The sequence below is a fragment of the Mesorhizobium sophorae genome, assembly GCF_002270415.1.
Classification (GTDB): Bacteria; Pseudomonadota; Alphaproteobacteria; order Rhizobiales; family Rhizobiaceae; genus Mesorhizobium; species Mesorhizobium sophorae.
Window position 1 is genome coordinate 56186 of record NZ_NNRI01000015.1, and the last position, 24746, is coordinate 80931.

Below are 24746 nucleotides of genomic sequence, written 5' to 3' on the forward strand. Positions count from 1 at the left end.
CCTCTTGACGACTAGGTGTGCCGCTCCAGAATCCTATCTGACGAAGGAAATTCCCGTGGCTTCGACCGCAGCGTTGATCTGGTATCTAGTAATAGCCGGCCCGCAGGGCGGCATGGTCCTGCTGCCCAGCACCTTCGACAAGCGTGAACAATGCGCTGCCGCCATCGCCGAATATCAGAAGCAGCCAACGCCGGCCGGTTGGTCGCTGCAGTGCGTCCCGAGCGCCTCACCCTTTGCCGACAATGGGTCGGCCGAGTAAGGAACGTCGCAGCGGCGGCCTGGGGCCAGGCTGCTTGCACCCCTATAAGTCGAACAGGTCGTCCCTCACCTCAGATCGGGCCGGTTATTTCGTGGGTTGCCGACGCGTCGTGGCCACGACCGTCCGCCTAATGGCCGACGCGCCCAGGGGCGGCACATCGATCGTTGATGGCCGCATTCACCGCTTGCACAGTCGCGCCACTAGGCCGCGAAAACCTAACGGCAACCAAACCGTTTGAATATCGATCCGATCTGACGCGAATGCGCTGTGTCTCAAGAAATGCTCCAGTCCTTTCCGATCAAATGTTTGCCGGGTTTCAGGACCAATGAATTGCAACCACCTCATGGAAGAGCAATCCGTCGCATAGATCGACATTGCTCCGCCCGGACGTAGAACCCTTCGGGCTTCCGCGAGGGCGGTTCCAATCGGCGAACAGAAATAGATCACGTTGACGGCTAGAACCTTGTCAACGGAGGCGCTTTCCAGTGACAGCCTCTCGAAGGTGCCGTGGATCAGTTTCAGCTTTCCATGTTGAATTGCGGCTCGGTTTCGCGCTTGGGCCTGCCTAAACATCGTAGGCGACCGATCTACCCCCGTAATCGTACCGCCCCGCACAAGTTGGGACATTTTCTTAAGCGCCAAACCCGGCCCAAATCCTATTTCGAGCACGTCATCCTGTTCGGCAATTTCCAATAGTTCGATGGCCCGCTCATTGGGGAGGTGGTTTATTAGGCCCATGACTGCCCCGGTCAAACGCCCGCATGCGCCCTCCGGCATGGAAAACTGCTGCGCGATAAAGTTGTGCAGGCCTGTGCCTTCAAGGGTCTTCACGAATGACCCACGCGGCGGGGCCAGAGGGATGTGCGGACTAGGGGTGCCTGCAAGCGCGAGGCCGGAGTCCCCGCTGCATCTGTCGATCCTCGGAACCAATGGCATTACGGGCGACTCATGAGCTGTTTCATCTAACATTTGTTGGTTGCTTCCGGTTAGAGTCCGACAAAGATCATCCGTGTTTGGCAGGTCAATGATCGCCACCGTCTGTCTCCTGGAATCGTCAAACGCGCTTCCTTTGCGGTGCTAAGCTTTGTGCAACTTGACAGCCCGCCGCCTGCGGTTGAGCGGGCAGCGAGCCATTGGTTTCGGCAGGTGGAGGCCCACCGGGCAGCAAAGTGCCGTTCGCTGCCGACGCTGATAGTTAGCTGGGTTTACCAGCATCGGCGACTTACGGATTCGTAAACAGAAAACTGGACGGCAACGGGGTCTGCGCATGGCTGGTGGACGTCTTGACGAGCTAGCGGAAAGTCGGTTTCCAATCACGGTTCCGCTCCCTCTGCTGGCCCTCGTAGTCAGGAATTACAGTGAAGAACAATGGACGGCTATCCCGGCCCACGGCCTGACAATCCGAACAGCCGAAGAGCCCGACCATAATCCCAATGCATCGAGCCATGGTTGGGGCCGAGCCGGTCGATCAGCGTCTGGATGTCGAGCTTTGTCGATTTGCAGCACATAGGATGCCCGCAATTGGCATACATGGTTTCACGGGCTGCCAGGGTGTCGGCAAGGGTCTTCTGAGGCATGGCGATCTCCCGTTGAAGGGGTCGCCGCAATCTGATCTCGAACGCGCCTGCAAGAGCCAATGAGCGCTAATCTGCCCCGTCAACAATGATGGCATTGCAAGTCATGCTCTGCAGGCGAAGCGGTAGGATTTCCTGATAGGCCGGCGACCGATACCAGGCTTCGGCAGCCGCCCGAGAAGGAAATTCTATGATTACAGTTCGCCCGAAGGGCCACGCACCTTCGATGATTGTGAACTGTCCGCCGCGGACAATAATTTTGCCTTCGAACGCAGCCAACGTGGGCATGACCACCTTGCGGTAGGCTTCGAACTTTGCCTGATCGTGTAGATTTTCCTGGAAAACGACGAACGCACGCATGCCCGAACCTCAGACTGCACTGACAGTATCGGCGGATTTCAGACATCCAGACCGTAAGTGGTGGTCGGCCGGCCTTGCCATCCTTCATTCTGATGCTTCGCAGACATTAGCACGAGCGCATATCTTCACCAAGCTCCGCCGGTCAGGCCCGGGCAATGGCTGGCCTACGAGGTCGAGCAAGGCGGCAGGTGCGGCAGGCGTGTGTTCAGAGTTCATAGATCTCTCACACTCGGCGACAGTCGCGAAAAGATGCATGGTAAGGTCGGCATAGGCTGGCTTACAAAATCAGGAGCAGTCCGCGAGGTAGAACGAACGCTAGACATATGCGGGTGCCACGGTGCCGTTTGGCAACGATACGGTCGTCGTCGCGCAAATAGAAGGTGCGACGTCACTCAGGTCTAAGCATTGATCGACACTTCACGCGACCGGGACGACGTAGTTGAGAGCCCGCCGGCCGCCGTCGATGAAGAACGTAGCGGCCGATCACCGCGTCGAACGGTCGGTCGAACGAGAGTGCCGCGGGATCGCCTTAACGAAAGCTGACATTCTGGATCGGATGCTCTGTCGCGCGCCGCTCCGCCGCCGCAAGGTTGCCGCTGGCCGCCGCAACCCTGGTCGCTGTGATCGCTGGCTACAGCGCTGCCGAGCGTCTACGAGAAACGAGCCTCTCACCCTTCTTTGACGCGGATCAAGGTCAAGTGCTGTCGCCGCTTTATGAAACTCGGTCAAAGGAGTTTGCCATGACCAAGCTGAATGGCCTTACTGAGAAATTCCGGCATATCCGGCTGTTGCTTGCCCGTGAAAAGGGCCATCCGGAAGGTGACAGCCAAGAGGGCTATGACGTGCTGGCTCCGTTGACCGGCGAAGGCCGAATCGATGCCGAGGAATGGAAGTTGCACAGAGCCTCCTGCCGTGTTCGCAGGTTTCGAACCGGCGAGGAAGATGTGATCGGCCGGCTAAGGCGCAAGCCCGGAGGACAGTGGTATTTCGACTATGCCGAAGGCGATCGCGACGACGAGATCGGCTTCCATCTTGGCGACGAACGCTTCGTGACCGGTGAATATGTGTCGATCGAACGCAACGGCGACATGCACACTTACCAGGTGGCACGGGTGGAACAGCCTTGACGCCTCGGGGCCAAGCTCCCTGGGAGTAGACCATGTCGCGACGCATCCTGATTGTGGTCGGTCATCCCGACCCGTCCCCGGACCGACTCTGCCGCGGTCTCGCCAACGCCTATGGCGAGGGCGCGGAAAAGGCGGGGCATGCCGTTTGCCGGGTCGATCTGGCAACGCTTGATTTCCCAATGCTGCGGACGATGCAGGAGTTCGAACACGGTGCGATTCCCGACGAACTGAAGGACGCAGCCGAAGCGATCGTCTGGGCTGAGCACATCGTCTGTGTCTTTCCGCTGTGGCTCGGAACCATGCCGGCTCTGCTCAAGGCATTTCTCGAACAGGTCATGCGGCCAGGAACGGCCTTTGCCTACCCGGACAAAGGTGGCGGCTTCACCAAGGCACTGCTTCGCGGACGCTCCGCGCGCGTCGTGGTGACGATGGGCATGCCATCCGTTCTTTACCGACTATGGTTCCTCGGTCACGGTATCGCCGGCATACGGCGAAGCATCCTGCATTTTGTAGGCATCACTCCGGTGCGCGAGACCTTGTTCGGCATGGTCGCGGGCACCAGCGATGCGACCCGCGCGAGGTGGATCCGGCAAATGCGCGGACTGGGGGAACGGGCAAGATAACGCTCGTTGATGTTAATCACGGCACCAGCACGGCGGCGCCGGTCAACCTCCCTTCCCTCAGATCGTCCAGCGCCTGATTGGCCTGTTCCAGCGGATAGACCTTGGTATGCGTGCGAACTTGCGCGCGCTTTGCAATGGGAAAGAACTCTTCCGCATCGCGGCGCGTCAGGTTTGCCACCGATACAAGTTCACGCTCTTCCCATAGTAATGTGTAGGCCATCGCTGGAATGTCACTCATGTGAATGCCGCCGCAAACCACCCGGCCACCCTTGCGGACGGCACCGAGCGCGATCGGGACCAGGTCACCCACAGGTGCAAAGATGATCGCGGCATCGAGTTGCACGGGCGGTGATTCATTCGAACTGCCGGCCCAGGCCGCACCGAGCGAGCGCGCAAATTCCTGTGCTGGCTTGTCACCGGGTCGGGTGAAGGCAAATATCTCACGACCTTGCCAGATCGCGATCTGGGCGACGATATGCGCGGCGGCACCGAAGCCGTAAATCCCGAGCCGCTTGCTGTCACCGACTTTCTTCAGGCATCGCCAGCCGATCAGGCCAGCGCAAAGCAATGGCGCCAGCGATACGGGGTCCACGTCCGGGTCCAGATCGAAGGCGAATTGCGTGTCGGCAATGACATGGCTGGCGAAGCCGCCGTCGCGCGTATAGCCCGTGAAATCTGGCTGATCGCAAAGATTTTCATTCTCGGCGAGACAGTAAGGGCAATGTCCGCAAGTGCGCCCCAGCCAGGGCACGCCCACTCTGCGCCCGATCCTGGAACGCGCGACGCCCTTGCCAACAGAATCGATGATGCCGACGATTTCATGACCCGGGATGAGTGGCAGTTTTGGATGAAGCAGGTCCCCATCAGCCACATGCAGATCGGTCCGACAGACCGCGCATGCCTCGACCTTTAGCCTGATCTCGCCCACCCCAGGCATCGGATCGGGCCTATCGACCAGTTTCAAAGGGGTGCCGACGCTTTCGAGCATCATTGCTCTCATGACGCGCTCCATACGCCGCGGAAAACAAACGCCGAGGCCGCCCAGTCAGCCTGTTTCGTCGAGCCAGCGTTCGGCCCAGCCGTTGACTTTGCCTTCGGTCGTAACCTTGCCGTCGTGCGGCGGCCAAACCGATAGGATCAGCGATCCCGGCGAGCTTTGCGACAGTCGCAGGCCAAAGGGTTGCCAGGTTCGAGGCCTATGGATGGACAGTGAATTCGACCCACATGCCGGCTCCATAGTGACCTGGTACGTTGCAGATAAGCAGGTATTTTCCAGCCTTCAGTTCGACGGTCAATGCGCCTGATTTGCCGGGATCGAGCTCCGAAACCTCACCCTTGTCGCCAGCTCTGTCTTCGTCGACCCGGTTCTCGGCCTCAAGGTAGGGAAGCGGCTTGCCGGGATCGGCAAGGTACATCACGATCATTTCGTGGATGGTGTCCTTGGAGTCATTTTTCACATTGAATGTGACCTGCCCGGCCTTCACAGTACCCGGCGAAGCCGTGATGCCCATAGTCGCCTTTGCGAGATCGAGTCCCGGCACCGCATAGGCGAGACCCATAGGCATCTCCATGCTCGCGCCTTTGTCCCACAGCGAAATCTGGACAAGCGCCGCAGCCTGGACGGCGCCCGCACTGCCGGCCACGAGCATTGCGGCAGCAAGCCCGAGCGCTGCTCTCCTCGATATTGTTCTCATGGTGATCCTCTTTCAGGACGGCAGCGGAAGCGCTCTACATCCCGACCGTCATCCTGCTCTTGGCATCACCCGCCGTCCTTGCGCCAGATCAAACTGACCGGCGCAAGCATGATCGGCGCCGCCGATGCAAATGTCGGCGGTTGTCAGGTTGAATTGGCAATGTCGGACCGAAATCTACCCAGGGCACGGCGATCGGGAAAACCGGCTTGGTACCCTAAGGCTCCCTTTGCTGCTCAGCCAACGGCTATTGACCCGTATCAAAGCTGCCAGCCCTGTCTTCCTGTCTAATGCCTCCCATCAGAGCCTTCGAATTTGGGAGAGCATCATGACTACTGCCGGAATCAACGTCCCTATCCCTGGACTCAAGGCGTTCGCCGATGTCCTGTCCCGGAAGCGGTTTTTCGTCAGTCACGGTCACAACGGTGACCATCGAGGCGCGTTCGAGAAACGCCTCCAGTCCGTGCCCCGCCCCTGTAATCAACCAAATCTGTGCCATATCGAGCTTCCTCAAGGCTGCTGAACCTGCACGATTGCGCCGGGGGTGTTGGGTGCGCCCTCGCGGATGCCCAGGTAACGGCGGGCAACCGGCACATCGCCCTGTACGATCTGGCGGATCGGACCGGTCGTGTTGACCACGGCCGAACCCGTCGGATTGGTCATGAAGCTGGCAAGCGGCTCCACAGTGCCGCTCCCGTCGGGGTTTGCCGACAGCACCAGCTGGTAGGGATGCTTCGGCAGAAGCCCCGTCACTCCCGCTTGCAAGATCTGCGTGAGGCCCTGGTCGAACAACGCGACGGTCGTGAGCGCCTTTCCTCCCGCGCCCAAAATGAGCTTCGTTTTGTTTGCGTCCCGCATCGCTCAGCGCTCATGGTGACTCGCCGAAATACTTGGCATGCAACTGCTCGACGAGCCCGCGCTCATGTGCGCCCAGAATTTCGACCGTCAGCCGCCTGGTCAAGGGACTGTTGCGTGCAAGACCGAAGCCGTACTTATCCGGCTCGAAGAGGCCTCCGATGACACTGACCCGTTCTTCGGGGTGCGTATGCGCATAATATTCGAGCACGGGCGCATCGCCGACGATCGCGTCGATTCTGCCGTCACGCAAAGCCGCTACCGCTTCCTCGATGTTCGGGAACGATTGCCGGTCGAAACCGGAGTTGCGGGCAAAATCCTCCGACACACTGCCGGTGAATACCCCGACCGACTTGCCGGGAAGATCGGCAAGGCTGTTGACCTGGTTGGTCAATGAAAGGGTGGTCATCACGCTCGTTACGGATGAGGTGACATAGGCGAGCACAGCAATCCCGAATATTAGCCACAAGCCCTGCCATACCCGTCCAATCCAACCGAAAACATTCTTTCGGCCAGATGCTTTGCCTGAGGCAACTGACATGATCGAGAAAAAGCTCTCCGCTATTCCGTCACGCCATCGACGCGGAAAGGCGGGATCAAACTTCCGGTCGAAGATGGTCAGCGATACGGTCGCCGCCGCGATGACAAAGGCGAGCCACGCATAGGCGCGAAGGAAGCCTGCGTCCCTCAAACCCGCCACAACGTCCAGGAATCCTGTGCCTTGATGCTCGTTGACCATGATCCTCTGTCCGGCATCGAACCACGGATGAGTGAAATCGATCCGCTGCGCCCGGCCTTGTGTAATAGTGAGATTGGTGACGGCAACGTCGATCTCGCCGTTTGCCGCGGCGTCGATCAGGGCACTAACCGTCGGGTAGGGGCGGTACCGGCTTTGCAAGCCCTGCGATGCCGCGATCGACTCCCAGAGTTCGACCGCCATTCCGGTGAAGCTACCTTTCTCCTGTATGACAAATGGCGGGCTGAGATAGAGGCCGACGCCGACTGGCTGTTTGGCTTGAGGCGTTTCCTGCCCAAGTGGACTGCTTACGGCCAGCAGGCTGAACAACACGGCTAGGCAGAGAGCGTTCCTCGACATGAAAGAGTTCCCGCCTGCGGAAGCATTGACGAAATCGTCCCCTCCGGCCTTTCTCGAGACAATGGCCTGAGAGAACGCGCATTACCGAATCTATAACAAGCCGGGTGCGCGATCCGAAATCATGAATTTGTGTCCCGTTTCCGATAGATACCGTCTAGCTTGGGAGGAGACAGCGAAGCGATCTGAGCCGACGGAAGCCACGGGCGTAGTATTCGGTGAGGTCGCGCAAAGGCTTGGAGCTCCGGTCGTGTGTCACAAGAGGCTGGGGTTCGCACTACATTTCGACCGTCGCAGGTATGTCCACTTGGAACAGCGCTTCGAATGTCGCCGTCCGGGCCCAAACCGCGACCTCCGGAGTCCTCGCTTGCGATGTCTGCTTTCAGAACGCGGCGAAGCTGATCTCTACGACCGACATGCTGAAGGGTTTCGGGTGCCGTCCGGCGTCGTCTAATCGCAGCCGATAATGCAAGCCCTTTTTGCCGCACGAAGTGTCGTATGCCGGGAGCATGGTCGTCTTCGCAGTCGATATGATGTCGCTGCATGATGGGTCTCCACGGAACGGCCCTTCCACTGTACGAAGCGCACGCGTCAAGATGGCTTGACGGTGCAACGCCTGTTCTCGGAATGGGCCAGCTCACGTCCCGGCAGGGACGTCTCGGCGCAATCGACGGTAAAAACTTATGCTGTAGGTCGTCCGACTGAACAGTTCACTCGATTTCAGCATGGCATGCATGATGACCGCCAGCTTCCGGACCGCGTTCACGCGGATCGTGCCTGGCGTGAACCTCAAAAGGGCAAGAGCAACGGAACCAGGATCACGCTCACGATCAGGACGATGACGGAGAAGGGAACGCCGATGCGGACAAAGTCCCCAAACGAGTAGCGCCCCGGCGCAACCACCAGCGTGTTCACGGGCGAGGAAACAGGCGTCATGAAGGCTGTCGAAGCCGCCAGCGCGACGGTCATGGCGAATGGATAGGGGGACACACCCAATTCATGGGCCACAGCAAGGGCGACTGGAGCCATCAGCACCGCGGTTGCCGTGTTTGAGATGAACATACCCAGAGCAGCCGTGATGGCGAAGAGCATTGCAAGGACAATGCTGTTTCCGGCCCCGGCGGTGAGATTCTTCAGGCCTTCCGCCGCCAGGTCGACGCCGCCAGTTCGCTCCAAAGCGACAGAAAACGGCAACATGCCGACGATCAGGATGATCGTTTTCCAGTCGATTGATCGATAGGCGCTCGCGAAGTCGACGCAGCCGAGCATACCCATGAGAAGGCAGCCGATGAGGGCCGCTTGCACATTCGGCACGATGCCACTGACCATCAGGCCGATGACGAAAAGGAGACAAATCACCGCGTGCAATGACTTTCCTGGGACTGGAAGCCGTTCCTCGATCTCGACGGGCAGTTTGATGACGAGGAGATCTTTCGTATCGGTCCGATACCGCTCGATTTCCTTCCAGGGTCCGATCACCAGCAACGTATCACCGGTATTGAGTCTCTCGGCCAGGAGATTGTCCGTATGCGGGCCGTCGCCGCGGTTCAGGCCGACAGCCGTTACCCCGAACTGCGTCCGCAGCTTGGACTCCACCACCGTCTTGCCGATGAGTTCCGACGTCGGCGGCACGATGGCCTCAGCCATGCCGAGCTCTTGCGATCGATCCGCAAAATAGCCGCCGCTCAATTGCAAATCCTCCAGGACCATCCGCGCCTGGAGCTCCTTGAATTTACTGCCGGGAGCCGTTAGGTCGATCAGGAGAATGTCGCCAGCCTGCAACTCTGTCTTGACGGTAGGCCTGAGAATTTCCTTTCGGAACTTATGACTGCGCTCGATCGCCAGAATGTTGGCACCAGACGTGCTTCGCAAGTCCAACTGCTCCAAATTCTGTCCGACCAAGGGAGAACGGTCGGAAATTTTCACTCGTCGCTCTCGATGAGCAAGCTTGTATTCCTCCACCCACGTCCCGAAGGTCGCCTGTTGGGGCGTCTTCTGCTCGTTTTCGACAGGCAGCCAGCGTCGGGCAAAGATCATGTATACGATCGCAAGACCAAGAACCGGAAGGCCAAATGGTGTGAAGCTGAAGAAGCCAAAGCCTGGCACACCGTGCCGCTCGAGCTCACTGTTGACGACAAGGTTGGGCGCGGTGGCCACGAGTGTCATCATGCCGCTGATGAGGGCAGCGAAGCTGAGTGGCATCATCAGCCGTCCCGGGCCTATGCCGGTGCTTTGCGAAATACGCACTACGACGGGAATGAAAATCGCGGTTACCGCCGTCGAACTCATTGTGGCGCCCAGCGAGCAGACGACCAGCATGAGGAGCACGGTCAGCCGGACTTCGCTTGATCCCGCTCTTGCAATGAGCCAGTCGCCGAGCCGCTGGGCGACACCTGTCCGCACCAATCCGTCGCCGATGATAAAGAGAGCCGCGATGAGGACGATATTCGGATCGCTGAAGCCCGCCAGCGCCTCTCCGATCGACAGCACGCCGGTAAAAGGGAGTGCCACCAGCATGATAAGCGCGACGGCGTCCAGCCTTGGCCTATTGACCGCGAACATGACAATCGCGGAGACCAGTAGGGCGAGGACAAGCGCGAGTTCTGCATTCATTTTGCGTCCCTGTTCAACGGCAACCAACCTGCGCAGGCGACTACCTCAATTGAAGGCAGCTTGATTCGTTCTGGCGGACGGTCGCGGAATGGAAGGCATTCCTTCGGTGGAAAGCTATCCGAGAGTCAGGATCCCCACCAGCAGGGTCGCAGAAGTCTTCCATAAGCTGGCCCATTTGAGGCGCTCGCGGCGTTCCTCACGCTTCGGGCTTGGACTGGAAGCCATGACCTGCCCCATGACGCTGTTGCCGGCCGCATCCAACGGTGGCGCGAAGGTGCCCAGCCCCGCCCTTGCAGGGACCTGCGATCATGAGAATTGTGATCTTTCGGGCCCTTCGCCTGGCCAGTCTTCCCTCATCTGTTTTGGCTGAAGTCAAATATGACACCGAGCTACGCTGCGTATACACCGCACCAAGAGAAGACTACCTACAATCACAGATGCCTTACCGTATCGGAACTGCGGAGACTGATACGTCAACATGCAGGCCAGTCGGATCTCCCGCGTTGCCGACAAAGCCTCCCGAGATTGGAAGGGCCTGCGAAGCTTCGCGGGTCACCCCCACGCGGATCAGGTTGGCGCCTGCGACCAGCCCGTTGGTCGGGTCGTACTCGACCCAGCCGGCGCCCGGAAGATAGACACCGCACCAGGCGTGCGTACCACCGCCTCCGCGGGTCGTGCCGGAGGTGTCATCGTAGAGGTACCCGGTGACGAAGCGGGTGGCCAAGCCGAAGCTTCGCAGCGCTTCCATCATCAGGACAGCGAAGTCGCGGCAGGTACCGGTGCCGAGCTCGATTGTCTGCACGGCTGTCTGCGTGCCTTCCTCGTGGCGGGCGCCGTAGCGGAACTGCTGCTGGATGGCGCGAGTCATCGCCTCCAATACCTTCAACGTGTTCGTGCTGCCGGCCTCGGCGACCGTGCGACGCGCCCAGGCCTCAACCTTGCGGTCCGTGTCCGGCATTTGCAGCCCGGTCAGACGCCCAAGATCAGCAATTTCGCTTTGGTTGTAAGAGAGCGGGAACTTTTCAGCCGCGGTCTCAAGGCTGTACTGCGGGAGTAGCGGGCCTTCGGGATGATGCGTCAGATCCAGCGTCGAGATGATGCTTAGGCGCTTGGTCCTGAGCGTTTCGGGCCATTCGACGAAACAGATGGAATTGTCGAATGTGTCGTGCTTCCAGTAGATGGAGGCTGGCTCCGGCTCCATCTTGAGATCGGCGTGATGCAGTCTCAAGTCGTGACTGTCGTCGGGCCGCACCATCAGCCGGTGACGCAAAAGGCCGACCGGATTGCGGTAGGTGTACTCGGTCGTATGGACAATCTTGATTCGCGCCATTTCGCGTCCGTCCAGCTTCCGAATGGTCTATTCGGTTCTGATTTCTGCGTAGAGGTATTTCGCGGCACAGCCAAGGCGACCGATCGGAAGCAACTACACCGCAAAGGATAAGGGCCCGATGTCCGGTTCGTTCTCTGGCGCAACCGCGACCGTCTGCCTGGCCGCTCGGAACGTCGGCTTTCAGGAAACGGCATGCGCGCCCTCAATGACCGAGATGAGGCGCACAGCTGCCGTTCACGTCGCGGCAGAAGCAGATCCGGTTTGGGGGCCAGAAGCGGAAGTTCGCTTCAGCGTCGACCGGCGCCGATCAGCCCTGCATGATGGAGTGCAGGATGGCCTGCATGTGCTCTTCCAGGTCGAGTTCGCCCCGTGCCTCAACGGTCAATAGGTAGTCGGCCTTGGCCCGGCGATCGCCTCGGCTGGTCGTAGAATAAGAACAGATGGCCAGCAATGCTTGCTCTTCATACCGCCAGCGACCCGTTTTGGATCGGGCCTGATGTGCTACACGCGGTGGGGCATGCGTTCCAGGATGGCACGGTCATCAATCTGCAAGGATGGAACTCTGCAAATGCTCGGAATCTCTTCGCTGAGCACACGATTTATTCGATCGTTCTCGAAGTGCCGGACGACGAACTGCTAAAGGGCTCGGCCGGCAACCGCATCGGTGTGTGGGCCGTTGCGACACTCGCCCCCGACGCGGGCGGTTGGCGCTCGATCAATCGTGTCGGATTGCCGATGATCCATCCCCTGTTCACACAGTTCGACGAGGACCATGGCAACAGGCTCAACGCCGGCCCCGCCGACGACTTCGCCACCCATGGGGAGCGAACCACCAGCGCCGTCGCAGAGGTCGTTGCGACCAGTGGAACCTCAGAGGATCCGAAGGGCTATAGCACAATGGTCGCCCGTCGCTTCTTCCCGAACATCCTGTCTTACGAAGTCGGCTAGCAGGCGACATTCGGGTTTGGCGGATGGAACGGGCGTTCACTTTACCGACAATGCTCCCGATGTGATGTTCAGCATCGCGGCCAACACACCCGTCCGTCTGGGTATCGGTAAGGAATCCGTGACGTCGAAACCGTCGACCCTTGGGCCTAGTGGAACGCTTTTCGATCCGCTCGGCCTTCGCACTTCTCATCTACGGTTTGCAGCCGTCCTCGACAAGGAGGTCACGCCGGCCATTGCGTTCTGTCTATCGTACGAATATGCTTATTGTACGATCGTTCAACAAGCACATTCGCAAAGCCCCAATGACCTGTAATCCTCGCTACGAAATCCTGTTCGAGCCGATGCGGATCGGGCCAGTCACCGCGCCGAACCGCTTCTATCAAGTGCCGCATGCTAGCGGCATGACCAACGCGCTGCCACGGGTGCGCGCGGCCTTTCGCGAGGCCAAGGCCGAGGGCGGATGGGGCGTGATCTGCACCGGGGCCTGTTCGATCGACCCGAGCTCGGACGACTCGCCGCTGCCTTTCGCCACAATGTGGGACGACAACGACATCCACGCGCATGCGCTGATGACGGAGGCGGTTCATCGCCATGGCGCGCTTGCTGGCGTGGAGCTGTGGCACGGCGGCGCATCGGTGATGAACCGGACAAGCCGCCTGCCGCCGCTGTCGCCGTCGGGAATTCCCTGGATGGCCACCCATGTCGGCTTCATGGGCAATTTGCGGCCGAAGACGATGGACAAGGCCGACATGCGCGAGGTCTTGAGGTGCCAGGCCGAGGCGGCGCGCAAGGCGCGCACGGCCGGCTTCGACATCGTCTATGTCTATGCCGGTATGGGCTATCTCGGCTACGAGTTCCTGCTGCCGGAATACAATCATCGCACCGACTGTTATGGCGGGCCGATCGAGAACCGGGTGCGCTTCGTGCGCGAGATGATCGAGGTCACCAAGGAGGCCGTCGGCAAGGATTGCGGCGTCGCCTTGCGGGTAAGCCTCGAGGAACTGCGCGGCCGGCCCGGCCGCAACCAGCCCTCCGAGGCGCACGAGCTGGTCGAATTGCTGGCCGACCTGCCGGACCTGTTCGACGTCAAGATGGATTCCAGCCCGACAGACTGTTCGGCGTCGCGCTTCACCGGCGAAGGCAGCCATGAGCCGGTGATCGACTTCGTCAAGTCGCTGACCAGGAAGCCGGTGGTTGGTGTCGGCCGTTTCACCTCGCCCGACACCATGGTCTCGCAGATCCGGCGCGGCGTGCTGGACTTCATCGGCGGCGCGCGGCCTTCGATCGCCGACCCTTTCCTGCCGAACAAAATCCGCGAGGGCCGCGAGGCGGAAATCCGCGAATGCATCGGCTGCAACATCTGCATTTCGAGCTGGCATGACGGCGTGCCGGTGCGCTGCACCCAGAACCCGACCGCCGGCGAGGAATGGCGGCGCGGCTGGCACCCCGAGCGTGTCGAACGCGCCGGTAGCCCGGAGCGGATTTTGATTGTCGGCGGCGGGCCGGCGGGGCTCGAATGCGCGCTGACGCTCGGCCGCCGCGGCCATGAGGTGATGCTTGCCGACAGCAGCCGGAGCTTCGGCGGGCGGCTGACCTTCGAGAAGACGCTGCCCGGCCTGTCGGCCTGGAACCGCGTCGTCGACTACCGCCTCGGGCGCCTCAACGAGATGAGCAATGTCTCTCTCTATCCGGAGAGCGTCTTGGGCGCCGACGAGATCATCGACCTAGCGCCGGACCGCGTGGTGCTGGCGACCGGCGCGCGCTGGACCGACATGCTCTATTCCTCGCTGGAGATCCCGGTCGGCCGGCTAGACCATCCCGATGTGCTGACACCGGACGACATCGCCGGCGGCCGGCTCCCGCAAGGACCGACCCTGGTCTTCGATTTCGACAATTACACAATGGGCGGCGTCCTCACCGAGCATCTGGCGGCACAAGGCATTCCGGTCAGCTACGTGACCCCGGCCGGCCAGGCGTCCGCCTGGACGATCATGACCAACGAGCTGCCGCTGGTGCATCGTGCGCTGGCACGGCGCAAGGCACCGGTGACGACGCTGCATCTCTTGAAATCCTTCGACGGCGAGACCGCGACGCTGGCGCATCTGTTTACCGGCGAGGAGGTCCGCGTGGCCTGCCGCTCGGTGCTGATCGTCGGGCTCAGGCTGCCGCGCGGCGAGCTGTTCGAGGCGCTGACACAGCGGGCCGACGAGCTTGCCGGCGCCGGCATCCGCAATGTCGATCGTATCGGCGACGCGCTGGCTCCGGGGGCCATCGCCCATGCGGTGCACAGCGGCCACAAGCTCGCCCAGGAGATCGGCGCAAAAATCCGCTGGCAGCCCTACCGCCGCGACACGCCGATCGTCGATCAAGTGGCGGATTTCGACATGCGGACGGCAGCCGAATAGAGCAATTCCAGGAAAAGTGTGAAAGCGGTTTCCCTAGGGAATTGCGTCAAACAGGGAGTTCTAGGCCATGGAGCGCATCACTGCACGTCGCAGACCCGGCCGCCCGCAGCGCGAGATCGGCGGCATCGAACAGCGGCCGTGGAAGCAGCTGACGCGGCCCTATGCGCCGATCGAGATCCTTTCGGCCGACCAGGTGCAGACGATTCACGAAATGGGCCTGACCATCCTCGAGGAGATCGGCATGCGGGTGCTGCAGCCGCAGGCACGCCAGTTCTATCGCGCCGCCGGCTGTGACGTCGACGAAGGCGAGATGCGGGTACGCTTCGACCGTGCCATGGTCATGGAGCGCGTCGCCATGACGCCGTCATCATTCGAACTGCAGGCCCGCAATCCGGCGAAGAACGTCAAGGTCGGCGGGAAGCATTGCATCCTATCGTCGGTCGGCGGGCCGGCCTATGTCATGGACAATGATCGCGGCCGCCGGCCCGGCACCTATGCCGAGATGTGCGACTACCTCAAACTCATCCAGTCGTTCAACGTGCTGCACCAGGAGGGTGGCGGGCCGTTCGAGCCGCTCGACCTGCATCAGAACACCCGCCATCTCGACCTCTACTATGCCGAGATCACTTTGCTCGACAAGAACTGGCAGCCGCAGGCACTTGGCCGCGGCCGCGCCATCGACGCGCTGGAAATGGTGGCGATCTCACTCGGCACGAAACGCGAAAACCTGGCGCAGGAGATGCCGGTGTTCACCGGCATCATCAACACCAACTCGCCGCTGCAGCTCGACGAGCCGATGGCCGAAGGGCTGATCGCGCTGGCCGAGCATGGCCAGGTCAATGTCATCACGCCGTTCACGCTCGCCGGCGCGATGAGCCCGGTGACGCTCGCCGGCGCGCTGTCGCAGCAGCACGCCGAGGCGCTGGCCGGCATCGTGCTGACCCAGATCGTGCGCCCCGGCGTGCCGGTGATGTATGGCGGCTTCACGTCCAATGTCGACATGAAGACCGGCGCGCCGGCTTTCGGCACGCCAGAATATACGCAGGCCGCGCAGATCACCGGGCAGCTGTGCCGGCTGATCGGCGTGCCGTTCCGCTCTAGCAATGTCACCGCCGCCAATTCAGTCGATGCGCAGGCGGCCTATGAGAGCGCCATGTCGCTGTGGGGTTGCCTGATGGGCGGCGCAAACCTGGTGCTGCATGCCGCTGGCTGGCTCGGCGGCGGGCTGACCGCATCGTTCGAGAAGTTGGTCATCGATGCCGAGATGCTGCAGATGATGTGCGCCTATTTCGATCCACCGGTGGTCGACATCGACACGCTGGCCCTGGAAGCAGTGCGCGAGGTCGGTCCGGCCGGGCACTTCTTCGGCGCCGCGCACACGATGCAGCGCTACGAGCGCGCCTTCTATTCGCCGCTGGTCTCCAACTGGGACAATTACGACACCTGGATGGAGCGCGGCCAGGTCACGGCACGCGAACGCGCCAATGTCGTCTGGAAGCGAATGGTCGCCGAATACGAGCAGCCGCCGATCGATCCCGGCATCGACGAGGCGTTGCGCGACTATATGGAACGCCGCAAGCGCGAGGGCGGCTCGCCGCTCAATTAGGAATCCCGCAACGGCCCGACCTGCGCCTCGAGCATCTCGAAGCCGGCGGCTTCGGCGGCCTGTGGCGTCACCACGCTTTCGTCGAGGCACCATTCGAGCCAGAGCCCGTCGACCAGGGCGATGAAATTGCGCGCCAGCGCCGGGGCGTCGACTTGCCTGCCGCGCGGCACGGCGACAGCGGCGATGTCCTCGGCGAGTTCCGCCCGATAGGCGTCATAGAGTTCGCGGTGCGCCGCCTTGAGCCGGGGGTTGACGGCGATCTCGCCCCACAGCGACAGCCAGATCAGAAGATTGTCACGGCTGAAGTAATCGGGCGAAAAATTGGAGTGCACAAGGGCCGCGAGCGCTGCCTCGGGCGACCAGTCGGACGTCTCGGCGCGGCGGCGCTTGGCTTCAGCGATCTGGTTGTTGACGCTGGCGTAGAGCGAGGATTTGTAGACCTCGACCAGCAGGCCATCGAGGCCTTCGAAGTGATGGTTGATCAGCCCGCGCGAGACGCCGGCCTCCTTGCAGATGCGATCGATGGTGAAGGCGCCGATGCCGCCAACCGACAGGCATCGCGTCGCCGCCTCGATCAGCATCGAGCGGCGCACATCGGCCTGTTCGCGGCTGAAGCGCGGCGGCGATTTCTTTGCGCCGCGCTTCTTTTTTGCACCTTCTGGTTGGGCTTCGCTCATAGACCTCAGCTAATCGATTGCGCCCATCCTGTCCATGAAAGCGTTATGCCTTCTTCTTGAACAGTACCGGATTGGGATGACCATCGGGATAGATGACTGGCTCGAATGCCGTCTTATGGATGGCAACCAGCGGCTGGTGGCAGATGAAGACGAAGCCGCCGGACTGCTCCATCAGATCCTCCATGCGGTTCGACAGCGCGATGCGCTTGGGCTCGTCGCTTTCCGCCACCAACTGCTGATAGCTGGTTTCGAACTCGGGGCTGTCGAAGCCGGACCAGTTGTAGACGCCGATCTGGTCGGGGCGGAACCAGACCAGGTTTTCGGAAGGGTCGACGCCGCCGGCGAAATCCATCAGCGCCAGATCGATGTTCTTGTAGCCCTCGCCTTGCGTCTTGTCGCCGACGCCCCAGAACGCCGCTTCGTCATAGGGCTGGATCTCGACCTTGATGCCCGCCTGTTCAAGGCTGGCCTGGATGATCTGCGCGGTTGCGGTACGGATGGAATCGTTCATCACCGTCAAGGTCAGCGACAGGTCGCTGACGCCGGCTTCCGTGAGCAGCGCGGCGGACTTCCCGTAGTCCGGTGCGGCGATCAGATTGCTCGCCCGGGCGAATTTGGTGCCGGGCTGCACGACGCCGGTGGAACGCTTGGTGAGATCGTCATAGACGCCGGTCAGGATCTGCCCGACATCGACGCCATATTGCACGGCCTGGCGGACCTTCGGGTCCTTGAGGCGCGGGCTCAGCATGTTGACGGTTAGCCAGACGTAGCGGGTCGACTGGGCTTCGATCACCTTGGTGTTGGCGGGCGGGCTTGCCTTGACCGCCTTGGTCGCCGAAATGGCGATCTTGGTGTAATCGAAGGCATCAGCCTCATAGGCCAGCTGGGCTGCCTGATCGTCAGCGACGATATAGATTTCGACCTTGGCGAAATCCGGCTTTGGCCCCGGCCAATCGGGGTTGGCGGTCAGCGTTACCTTCTGCTTCTGCTGCCAATCCGAGAAGAGGTATGGGCCGCAGGTCGCCGGCGGCTCGGTGGTGAACTTGCCGCCTGCCTTTTCGGTGCCGGCGCGGCTGATGATGTGGCCGCCGTAGTAGGGCAGACTGGTGACGAAGATCGGCTGGTACGGGTCCTTGAGATGGATGGTGCCGGATCTGGCATCGACGACCTCGACGCGGTCAAGCTTTTCGAACTGGTAGGCCCAGGGCGACGACAGCTTCGGATCGGCAATACGCTCATACGAGAATTTCACGTCTTCAGCGGTGACAGGGCCAAAACCGTTCGACCATTTCAGTCCGTCGATCAGCGTGAAGGCAATGGTTTTCGGATCCTTCAGCTCAAGCTTCTCCGCACCCCAGAGCGACCATGGCGAACCTTCCCTGAGATCACCAAGCCGGTTCAGCGAAACATAGATGCCGCGCATCATCACATCTTCGATGCCGCCGATCATAAAGGCGGGATCGAGCGTCTGCAGGTCGCCCTCCATGCGGATGCGCAGCGTGTCGCCGACGGCCGACCAGGCGAAACCCGGCTTCATCGCCAGGCCGGCACCCAGAGCGCCGGCCGCTTTCAGGAATGAACGTCTGTCCATGTTCCAATGCGTCATGTCAGTTTCCCCTTTTGGTTTGCGGAAGCGCGTGAGAAGGCTTCCCGTTCTTGCCCGCCTGTCTGCAGCGGGAAATGGCAGCGCACCATCCGATCAGTGCCCATCGGCCGATAGGTCGGTGCCTCGGTCTTGCAGCGATCGCGCGCGATCGGGCAGCGTGTGTGGAACTCGCAGCCCGAAGGCCGGCGGAACACACTTGGGATCTCGCCCGTGACGGCCGGGTTCTGGCTGCGCCGGCGTGGGTCGGGTATCGGCTCTGACTGGATCAGCGTCGCGGTGTAGGGATGCATCGGCGCGCAAAACACGTCCTGCGTCGGTCCGGCCTCGACCAACCGGCCGAGATACATGATGGCGAGCCGATCGCTGACATGGCGGATCATTGCCAGATTGTGGGTGACGATCATCGCGGCGAAACCGAGTTCGCGCTTCAAATCGCCGATCAGGTTGAGCACGTCGCCCTGCACCGACACGTCGAGGCCGGCGGTCGGCTCGTCGGCGAGCAGCAGATGCGGCTTCATCGCCAGCGCGCGGGCAACGCCAACGCGGCGCGCCTGCCCGCCTGACAGCTCGTGCGGGAAGCGGTCGACGAAGGAGGCCGGCAGCCCGACCAGTGCCAGCAGCGCTTTTGCCACGGCGCGGCGGTCCGGCATCGGCAGGCCCTGGATGATCTGCGGCTCGGTGAGCAGCGTGCCGATGCGCAGGCGCGGGCTGAGCGAGGCGACCGGGTCCTGGAACATCATCGCCGAGCGCCGGCGCATGGCGCGGAAATCGGCCGGCGTCCGCACGTCCCTGCCCTCGAAGACGATGCGGCCGGCCGCCGCGCGCACAAGGCCAAGAATGGTGCGGGCAAGCGTGGTCTTGCCGGAACCGGACTCACCGACCAGCCCGAGCGTCTCGCCCGGCATCAGCGACAGCGTCACGCCGTCGATGACGTTGAAGCTCGGCAGCGGGAACGGGTTGACCAGGCGGCTGAGCAAGCCTGCGCGGGCGAAGGTCACCGACAGGTCGTCGATGGTGAGCAGCGGGCTCATGGCGTCACCGCATGGCAGCGCGCCCTATGCGAGGCGGACAGTTTCACCAGTGGTGGCGCGACAGAACCGCAGGGCGCGAAGGCGCAGGCGCAGCGCGGGGCGTAGACGCATCCCGATGGCGGCTGGGTCAGGTTGGGCAATGAACCCGGAATGGTCGGCAGCCTGTCCAGCCTTTCGTGGAAGCGGGCCGGATCGCAGGCAAGCAATGCTTGCGTGTAGGGATGCCTTGCATCGTGGAAGATCGCGTCGACCTCGCCGCCCTCAACCACCTCGCCGGCATACATGACATAGACACGGTCGCAGAGTTCGGCGATGACGCCGAGATTGTGCGAGACGACGATGATGATGCCGTTGTATTCGCTCCGGAGTGCGCGCAGCAGATGGATGATCTGCGCCTCCATGGTGACATCGAGCGCCGTCGTCGGCTCGTCGGCGATGAGCAGGCCGGGATCGGTCAGCAGGGCTGCGGCAATCGCCACGCGCTGGCGCATGCCGCCGGAGAGTTCGTGCGGATAGCAGTCCATCCGCAGCTCGGCGTCGGCGATGCCGACGCGGCCAAGCATGGCGGCGATGCGGGCGCGCTTCTGCGCACGGCCGAGATCCTTGCGATGATGCTGGAAGTCGACGAGCTGGTCGCCGATGGTCAGCACCGGGTTGAAGGCGGTCATCGGATCCTGGCTGACCAGCGCGATCTCGTCGCCGCGCAACAGGCGCTGGCGGCGCGCGTCGAGCTTTGCCAGGTCGATGCCGTTGTAGCGGATCGATCCGTCCACGCGGGCGTTGGCCGGCAGCAGATTGGCCAAAGCGGTGACCAGGGTGGACTTGCCGCAGCCGCTCTCGCCGACGATGCCGATCACCTCTCCGGGATGCGCCTCGATGTCGACATGGCGCAGCGCGTGCACGCTGCCATGCGGCGTCTCGTAGCGGACGCTGAGATCGCTGGCGGCGAGCGAGCCGCTCATGCCGGCCTCCGTAGCTGCAGGCGCGGATCGAGATAATCGCGCAGGCCTTCGCCAAGGAAGGTGAAGCCGAGTGTCGCCAAAACTAGCGGCAACCCGCCGAAGATGACCATGAACGGGGCCGAGCGGATGCTGGTGTAACCGTCATAGAGGATCGAGCCCCAGGACGGCGTCGGCGGCCGCACGCCGAGACCGAGGAAGCTCAGGCCCGCCTCGACCATGATGACGACCGGAATGTCCATCGATAGAAGGATGATCAGCGGGCCGACGACATTGGGCAGTAGGTGGACAAAGATGATGCGCGCCGGGCTTGCATCGAGCAGGCGCTCGGCGAGGATGTAATCGCTGTTCTTCAGCGCCAGCGTCTGCGCCCTGATCAGCCTGGCATAGCTCGGGAACGAGGTCGCGGCGATGACGATGATCAGCGTGCCGGTGCCGGCACCGAGCACGGTGATAATGGCGAGCGCGAACATGATCATCGGCAGCGAGTTCAGACTGTCGAAGGTCAGCACCAGAATGGCGTCGAGCCAGTGCGGCCCGTAGCCGGCGATCAGCCCGAGCAACAGCCCGATCGCGCCGGCGATCGCTACCGACACCATGGCGATGGTCAGTGCCGTGCGCGCGCCATAGATGACGCGCGACAGCAGATCGCGGCCGAGATGGTCGGTGCCGAACCAGTGTCCGGCCGATGGCGGCTGCAGCTTGTGCAGCACATCGATCTTGACCGGCGAATAGGGCGCCAGCCACGGCGCGAAGACGGCGGTGATGAGGAACCCGGTCACCAGGATCAGCGCGATGCAGGTGAACGGATCGGCAAGCAGCGCGCGCAGCAGCGCAAACCGTTGTCGGTCCGGAAGGGATAGCGAGGCGTCAGCCACGGAAGACATCGCGCACCCTAGGGTCGAGCCGCGCGATCAACAGGTCGGCGGCGATGGTGATGGAGACGTAGATTGCGGTCATGATCAGCACGGTGCCCATGACGACCGGATAATTGCGGGTGTTGACGGCGTCGGTGATCAGCTTGCCGATGCCGGGGCGGGCAAACACCGCCTCGACGAAGACGGCGCTGGAGAGGATGCTACCGAGGCCGACGGCGACCAAAGAGATGGTCGGGATGATGGCGATGCGCAGTGCGTATTTGGAGACGATCTTCCACTCCGGCAGGCCGAAGGAGCGCGCGGTACGGATGTGCGGTTCGCCCATCACCCCCATCATCGAGGCACGCACCATGCGGGCGATGTAGCCGATCCAGCCGAGCGCGATGGCCGCGGCCGGCATGATCAGAGCCTTGGCCTGGCTTGCAATATCGCCGGCCTCGCCGGCGCCGATGGCCGGCAACCAGCGCAGCGTGACGGCAAAGAGCAGCAGCGAATAGATGGCGACGACGAAGGACGGCACGGCGATGACGCCGACCGAAAGCACGCCGATGACGGCGTCGGCAAGCGTGCCGCGCCGCATCACCGACAGGCAGCCGAGCGGGACGCCGATGACAAGGGCAACGGTGAGCGCGGTCAGGCCGAGGATCAGCGTGTTCGGCAGCGCTTCCATGACCAGAGTGGAGACCGGCCGGTTCGACCAGACGTCGTAGCCAAGATTGCCGGTCAGCGCGTTGCGGAAGAATTCGACGATCTGCCACCAGACCGGCTGGTCGAGGCCCATGCGCTCGATCAGCAGCCGCTTCAGTTCGGGCGTGGCGCGCGGACCAAGTGCCACGGTTGCCGGATCGCCCGGCACCAGGAAGACGGCCGCATACATGGCGACCATGACGAGCACGAGGATCAGGAGGCCGAGACCGATGCGCTTCACTGCATATGCAAGCATGGTCTCCTCTCCGCTCCTGTCAGGCGAAATCGCGCCTGATGCGCCGTGTTGCCGAGGCGTTGTGGACGAGCTTGCCTCGATCTCGCGCCTCGAGGCGCCAACTCAGGTTGAAATGCGTTTCATCGGCCGTCAGTTCGGTCACCGCCGTCGCTTCGGTGTCGGCATCGTCGCTGGCAATCGCCCAGCGGTATTCGGTGACGAGCTTGGCCGACAGCGGATCGTCGACGCGGATGCTCATCGTGTCGCTGTTGGCTGACGACACTGTGATGGCGCGATCGTCATAACGCCTGCGTCCATGGTCGGAACTTAGCGCGATGGTCTGCACAGCCGAGCCGACGTCGTCAGTGACAATGCGGCGGTCGAAACCGTCATCCAACGTCGTTGTCGGCACCGGCGGCGCGGTCTCGGCGGGCTCGAAACGGACGTCACGGTCGCGCGGCGATGGCGGGCGTATCGGGAGCATCACCGTGCTGTCGCCGCTCGCCACAGAGAGCGTCGACAATTTCGGCTGCGGCCACAGGATCGGCCAATGCTGGTTGGCCAGCGCCAACCGAATGCGGTGGCCCTTGGGCACGGTGCGGGCAAAATCATTGAGCTTCAGCCGCACGCGGAACGGTGTTCCCACCGGACACGGCGTCGGATGCTCATGGCTGTCCCGATGGCTGAGGTTGAGCACGCCGTATGTCATCAGCGCCGAGGTGCCGTCGGGATAGACGTCGCAGAGCCTGGCAGCGAAATTGACGTGTGGCTGATCGACGCTTACGAGCAGATCGAGTTCCGGCGCGCCGAGCAATGTGACGTCATCGTCGAACGGTGCGGTGTCGAAGCAGAGTGCGAGACCATCCTCGCGGCGCTGGTCGATGGGCATATCAGGACACGAGCCGCCATAGCCGCCCCAGCGGCCGCAATCGCGACCCGCAGTCGCGGGCGAGCAGACCGAAAGCGTCGCCCCCGGCTCGGGCTCGCTGCTCAGTCTGGTGGCATTCAGATGCAGTGCGCGGCGCTCGATGCGTGGCGACGGCCACTGATCCTCGGCGGCCCAACTGCCGGCATGATCGGGCAGGTAAAAAGGTTGCGGGCGTTCCTCGCCGGTGATCCAGACGCGGTAGAGCGGCTCATCCATGATGCCCGTGTCTTCGCCGCAGAGCCAATAGCGCCACCAGCGCAGGGCCTCCTGTAGATAGCCTATCAACGGTCCTGGCGCGCCACGGCAGGGATAGGCATGCGACCATGGCCCGACGATGCCGAGCTTCGGTCCTGGAAGATGCTCGAGCAGGCGCGGCACGAAGTTCGAGTAGCTGTCCTCCCAGCCGCAGACCGCCATGACAGCGCATTCGATGGCCGCATGATCCTCGCAGACCGAACCCTGTCGCCAGTAGTCGTTGCGGCGCTGGTGCTCGAGCCAGATTTCCGACAGCGAGCGTGTCGCCTCAAGACGGCTCAGCCACATGGCGCGCCAGGCGTCGCCGACGATCTGCGGGTCGGGCGCCATCGCCTTCTTCACCAGCATGAAGTTCGACCACATCTCCTGTTCGGTCAGCAGCGCGCCGCCCATATAGTGGATGTCGTCGGCATAGCGGTCGTCGGTGGCGCAGTTGGTGATGATGGCCTTCAACGCCGGCGGCCGGCGCGCAGCGACCTGCAGCGCGTTGAAGCCGCCCCAGGAGATGCCGGTCATGCCGACATTGCCGTTGCACCAGGTTCGCGCGGCGAGATGGGCGATGATCTCGCAGGCGTCTTCCTGTTCGCGCGGCAGATATTCGTCGGCGAGGTCGCCATCGGAATCGCCGGAACCCCTTATGTCGATGCGGGCGCAGGCAATGCCATGGCCGGCGAGCCAGGGATGGATATCAGTGTCGCGGGCGACAGTGCCGTCACGCCGGCGATAAGGCACCATTTCGACGACGACAGGCACCTTGCCTTGGGTGCGCGGGCGCCACAAAGTGACAGCGATGCGCGTGCCGTCAGCCAGCACGATCCAGAGCGGATCGATGGTTTCGACGGCAAAGGGAAACTCGGTTCGTACCACAGCAGGCATTCGCTAATTCGCCTTGTTGAACGTTCGTACAACAAGAGTATCTGCGATGCAATCCTGTTTGGTTCCTTTGACGTTGGAAGCGCGGTTGCCTCTGATCGCAACTGAAGGCGCGGTGATGGTTGCGGACCGC

Annotated in this window: 24 protein-coding genes; 7 read left to right on the top strand and 17 right to left on the bottom strand. The window is 62.2% G+C overall.

All coding sequences use genetic code 11. The features are described from left to right. Positions 1-55 precede the first annotated feature (55 nt). Positions 56-259 carry a hypothetical protein gene (locus CGZ66_RS23055; protein ID WP_095088338.1) on the top strand — a complete coding sequence of 68 codons (204 nt, stop codon included), beginning with the start codon at positions 56-58 and terminating at the stop codon, positions 257-259. A gap of 177 nt (positions 260-436) precedes the next feature. On the opposite strand, the gene CGZ66_RS23060 is transcribed toward CGZ66_RS23055, so the two are convergent. The 3 genes from CGZ66_RS23060 to CGZ66_RS23070 form a co-directional block, all read right to left on the bottom strand. After that, positions 437-1090, bottom strand: coding sequence for a class I SAM-dependent methyltransferase (locus tag CGZ66_RS23060; protein WP_167392221.1), 654 nt, complete (start codon positions 1088-1090; stop codon positions 437-439). 545 nt (positions 1091-1635) lie between these two features. Continuing rightward, positions 1636-1836: a hypothetical protein gene (locus tag CGZ66_RS23065; RefSeq protein ID WP_095088342.1), complete on the bottom strand. Its 201-nt coding sequence runs from the start codon at positions 1834-1836 to the stop codon at positions 1636-1638. Positions 1837-1902: 66 nt separating this feature from the next. Next, entirely contained in the window at positions 1903-2193 is a 291-nt protein-coding gene (locus CGZ66_RS23070) for a DUF1330 domain-containing protein (protein WP_095088344.1), read from the bottom strand. Between the two features lie 740 nt (positions 2194-2933). On the opposite strand from CGZ66_RS23070, the gene CGZ66_RS23075 reads away from it, so the two are divergent. Both CGZ66_RS23075 and CGZ66_RS23080 read left to right on the top strand, forming a co-directional pair. Then, positions 2934-3320 carry a hypothetical protein gene (locus CGZ66_RS23075; protein WP_095088346.1) on the top strand — a complete coding sequence of 129 codons (387 nt, stop codon included), beginning with the start codon at positions 2934-2936 and terminating at the stop codon, positions 3318-3320. Positions 3321-3352: 32 nt separating this feature from the next. Next, a complete protein-coding gene (locus CGZ66_RS23080; RefSeq protein WP_095088348.1) occupies positions 3353-3943 on the top strand; it encodes an NAD(P)H-dependent oxidoreductase in 591 nt (196 codons plus the stop codon). 16 nt (positions 3944-3959) lie between these two features. Here the strand turns inward: CGZ66_RS23080 and CGZ66_RS23085 are convergent, their stop codons facing one another. The 7 genes from CGZ66_RS23085 to CGZ66_RS23115 all read right to left on the bottom strand — a co-directional run bounded on the left by CGZ66_RS23085 (position 3960) and on the right by CGZ66_RS23115 (position 11525). Next, positions 3960-4943, bottom strand: coding sequence for a zinc-dependent alcohol dehydrogenase family protein (locus CGZ66_RS23085; RefSeq protein WP_095088837.1), 984 nt, complete (start codon positions 4941-4943; stop codon positions 3960-3962). 196 nt (positions 4944-5139) lie between these two features. Continuing rightward, a complete protein-coding gene (locus CGZ66_RS23090) occupies positions 5140-5637 on the bottom strand; it encodes a cupredoxin domain-containing protein (RefSeq protein ID WP_095088350.1) in 498 nt (165 codons plus the stop codon). Between the two features lie 244 nt (positions 5638-5881). Next, the gene (locus CGZ66_RS23095) at positions 5882-6133 is read right to left on the bottom strand and encodes a hypothetical protein (RefSeq protein ID WP_143748821.1); all 252 of its coding nucleotides are present in this window, start codon (positions 6131-6133) and stop codon (positions 5882-5884) included. An 11-nt stretch (positions 6134-6144) separates the two neighbouring features. Continuing rightward, entirely contained in the window at positions 6145-6492 is a 348-nt protein-coding gene (locus CGZ66_RS23100) for a hypothetical protein (RefSeq protein WP_095088354.1), read from the bottom strand. Between the two features lie 10 nt (positions 6493-6502). Further along, positions 6503-7585 (bottom strand): transporter substrate-binding domain-containing protein, encoded by a 1083-nt coding sequence (locus CGZ66_RS23105; RefSeq protein ID WP_095088357.1) that lies wholly within the window; start codon positions 7583-7585, stop codon positions 6503-6505. 786 nt (positions 7586-8371) lie between these two features. Further along, positions 8372-10195, bottom strand: a complete 1824-nt coding sequence (locus CGZ66_RS23110) for an SLC13 family permease (RefSeq protein WP_095088359.1) — start codon at positions 10193-10195, stop codon at positions 8372-8374. 442 nt (positions 10196-10637) lie between these two features. After that, the gene (locus CGZ66_RS23115; protein WP_095088361.1) at positions 10638-11525 is read right to left on the bottom strand and encodes a transglutaminase family protein; all 888 of its coding nucleotides are present in this window, start codon (positions 11523-11525) and stop codon (positions 10638-10640) included. A gap of 118 nt (positions 11526-11643) precedes the next feature. Here CGZ66_RS23115 and CGZ66_RS39290 point away from each other — a divergent pair, with 118 nt between their 5' ends. The 4 genes from CGZ66_RS39290 (at position 11644) to CGZ66_RS23135 (ending at position 16484) form a co-directional block, all read left to right on the top strand. Next, positions 11644-11913, top strand: a complete 270-nt coding sequence (locus tag CGZ66_RS39290) for a hypothetical protein (RefSeq protein ID WP_143748822.1) — start codon at positions 11644-11646, stop codon at positions 11911-11913. A gap of 62 nt (positions 11914-11975) precedes the next feature. Beyond that, on the top strand, positions 11976-12473 hold the full coding sequence (locus CGZ66_RS40390; RefSeq protein ID WP_206073753.1) for a DUF4331 family protein: 498 nt from the start codon (positions 11976-11978) through the stop codon (positions 12471-12473). Positions 12474-12775: 302 nt separating this feature from the next. Further along, positions 12776-14878 (top strand): oxidoreductase, encoded by a 2103-nt coding sequence (locus CGZ66_RS23130; protein WP_095088363.1) that lies wholly within the window; start codon positions 12776-12778, stop codon positions 14876-14878. A 67-nt stretch (positions 14879-14945) separates the two neighbouring features. Further along, complete coding sequence (locus CGZ66_RS23135; protein ID WP_095088364.1) at positions 14946-16484, top strand: trimethylamine methyltransferase family protein; 1539 nt, start codon at positions 14946-14948, stop codon at positions 16482-16484. Here CGZ66_RS23135 and CGZ66_RS23140 read toward each other — a convergent pair. Genes CGZ66_RS23140 through CGZ66_RS23170 form a run of 7 tightly spaced genes read right to left on the bottom strand, consistent with a single transcriptional unit; the run spans position 16481 to position 24616 of the window. Then, positions 16481-17161: a TetR/AcrR family transcriptional regulator gene (locus tag CGZ66_RS23140; protein WP_095088366.1), complete on the bottom strand. Its 681-nt coding sequence runs from the start codon at positions 17159-17161 to the stop codon at positions 16481-16483. The genes CGZ66_RS23135 and CGZ66_RS23140 overlap by 4 nt on opposite strands. Before the next feature lie 43 nt (positions 17162-17204). Next, a complete protein-coding gene (locus CGZ66_RS23145) occupies positions 17205-18767 on the bottom strand; it encodes an ABC transporter substrate-binding protein (RefSeq protein WP_095088368.1) in 1563 nt (520 codons plus the stop codon). Beyond that, entirely contained in the window at positions 18764-19798 is a 1035-nt protein-coding gene (locus CGZ66_RS23150; protein ID WP_095088369.1) for an oligopeptide/dipeptide ABC transporter ATP-binding protein, read from the bottom strand. Before CGZ66_RS23150 ends, CGZ66_RS23145 begins: the two co-directional genes overlap by 4 nt. After that, a complete protein-coding gene (locus CGZ66_RS23155; protein WP_095088371.1) occupies positions 19795-20760 on the bottom strand; it encodes an ABC transporter ATP-binding protein in 966 nt (321 codons plus the stop codon). The genes CGZ66_RS23150 and CGZ66_RS23155 overlap by 4 nt, the downstream gene beginning before the upstream one ends. After that, positions 20757-21644 carry an ABC transporter permease gene (locus CGZ66_RS23160; protein ID WP_095088373.1) on the bottom strand — a complete coding sequence of 296 codons (888 nt, stop codon included), beginning with the start codon at positions 21642-21644 and terminating at the stop codon, positions 20757-20759. Before CGZ66_RS23160 ends, CGZ66_RS23155 begins: the two co-directional genes overlap by 4 nt. Then, positions 21628-22578 carry an ABC transporter permease gene (locus CGZ66_RS23165; RefSeq protein ID WP_095088375.1) on the bottom strand — a complete coding sequence of 317 codons (951 nt, stop codon included), beginning with the start codon at positions 22576-22578 and terminating at the stop codon, positions 21628-21630. The genes CGZ66_RS23160 and CGZ66_RS23165 overlap by 17 nt, the downstream gene beginning before the upstream one ends. Before the next feature lie 19 nt (positions 22579-22597). Further along, positions 22598-24616 (bottom strand): CocE/NonD family hydrolase, encoded by a 2019-nt coding sequence (locus tag CGZ66_RS23170; RefSeq protein WP_245331182.1) that lies wholly within the window; start codon positions 24614-24616, stop codon positions 22598-22600. Between the last annotated feature and the right edge of the window lie 130 nt (positions 24617-24746).

Excerpts from the sequence above, each read along its gene's own strand:
- CGZ66_RS23065 (WP_095088342.1), bottom strand. The coding sequence starts at position 1,836 with ATGCCTCAGAAGACCCTTGCCGACACCCTGGCAGCCCGTGAAACCATG.
- CGZ66_RS23135 (WP_095088364.1), top strand. The coding sequence starts at position 14,946 with ATGGAGCGCATCACTGCACGTCGCAGACCCGGCCGCCCGCAGCGCGAG.
- CGZ66_RS23110 (WP_095088359.1), bottom strand. The coding sequence starts at position 10,195 with ATGAATGCAGAACTCGCGCTTGTCCTCGCCCTACTGGTCTCCGCGATT.
- CGZ66_RS23075 (WP_095088346.1), top strand. The coding sequence starts at position 2,934 with ATGACCAAGCTGAATGGCCTTACTGAGAAATTCCGGCATATCCGGCTG.
- CGZ66_RS23095 (WP_143748821.1), bottom strand. The coding sequence starts at position 6,133 with ATGGCACAGATTTGGTTGATTACAGGGGCGGGGCACGGACTGGAGGCG.
- CGZ66_RS23150 (WP_095088369.1), bottom strand. The coding sequence starts at position 19,798 with ATGAGCCCGCTGCTCACCATCGACGACCTGTCGGTGACCTTCGCCCGC.
- CGZ66_RS23115 (WP_095088361.1), bottom strand. The coding sequence starts at position 11,525 with ATGGCGCGAATCAAGATTGTCCATACGACCGAGTACACCTACCGCAAT.
- CGZ66_RS23160 (WP_095088373.1), bottom strand. The coding sequence starts at position 21,644 with ATGTCTTCCGTGGCTGACGCCTCGCTATCCCTTCCGGACCGACAACGG.
- CGZ66_RS23090 (WP_095088350.1), bottom strand. The coding sequence starts at position 5,637 with ATGAGAACAATATCGAGGAGAGCAGCGCTCGGGCTTGCTGCCGCAATG.
- CGZ66_RS23170 (WP_245331182.1), bottom strand. The coding sequence starts at position 24,616 with ATGCCTGCTGTGGTACGAACCGAGTTTCCCTTTGCCGTCGAAACCATC.
- CGZ66_RS23105 (WP_095088357.1), bottom strand. The coding sequence starts at position 7,585 with ATGTCGAGGAACGCTCTCTGCCTAGCCGTGTTGTTCAGCCTGCTGGCC.
- CGZ66_RS23165 (WP_095088375.1), bottom strand. The coding sequence starts at position 22,578 with ATGCTTGCATATGCAGTGAAGCGCATCGGTCTCGGCCTCCTGATCCTC.
- CGZ66_RS23070 (WP_095088344.1), bottom strand. The coding sequence starts at position 2,193 with ATGCGTGCGTTCGTCGTTTTCCAGGAAAATCTACACGATCAGGCAAAG.
- CGZ66_RS23085 (WP_095088837.1), bottom strand. The coding sequence starts at position 4,943 with ATGAGAGCAATGATGCTCGAAAGCGTCGGCACCCCTTTGAAACTGGTC.
- CGZ66_RS23140 (WP_095088366.1), bottom strand. The coding sequence starts at position 17,161 with ATGAGCGAAGCCCAACCAGAAGGTGCAAAAAAGAAGCGCGGCGCAAAG.
- CGZ66_RS23145 (WP_095088368.1), bottom strand. The coding sequence starts at position 18,767 with ATGACGCATTGGAACATGGACAGACGTTCATTCCTGAAAGCGGCCGGC.
- CGZ66_RS23100 (WP_095088354.1), bottom strand. The coding sequence starts at position 6,492 with ATGCGGGACGCAAACAAAACGAAGCTCATTTTGGGCGCGGGAGGAAAG.
- CGZ66_RS23080 (WP_095088348.1), top strand. The coding sequence starts at position 3,353 with ATGTCGCGACGCATCCTGATTGTGGTCGGTCATCCCGACCCGTCCCCG.
- CGZ66_RS39290 (WP_143748822.1), top strand. The coding sequence starts at position 11,644 with ATGTCCGGTTCGTTCTCTGGCGCAACCGCGACCGTCTGCCTGGCCGCT.
- CGZ66_RS40390 (WP_206073753.1), top strand. The coding sequence starts at position 11,976 with ATGCTTGCTCTTCATACCGCCAGCGACCCGTTTTGGATCGGGCCTGAT.
- CGZ66_RS23130 (WP_095088363.1), top strand. The coding sequence starts at position 12,776 with ATGACCTGTAATCCTCGCTACGAAATCCTGTTCGAGCCGATGCGGATC.
- CGZ66_RS23155 (WP_095088371.1), bottom strand. The coding sequence starts at position 20,760 with ATGAGCGGCTCGCTCGCCGCCAGCGATCTCAGCGTCCGCTACGAGACG.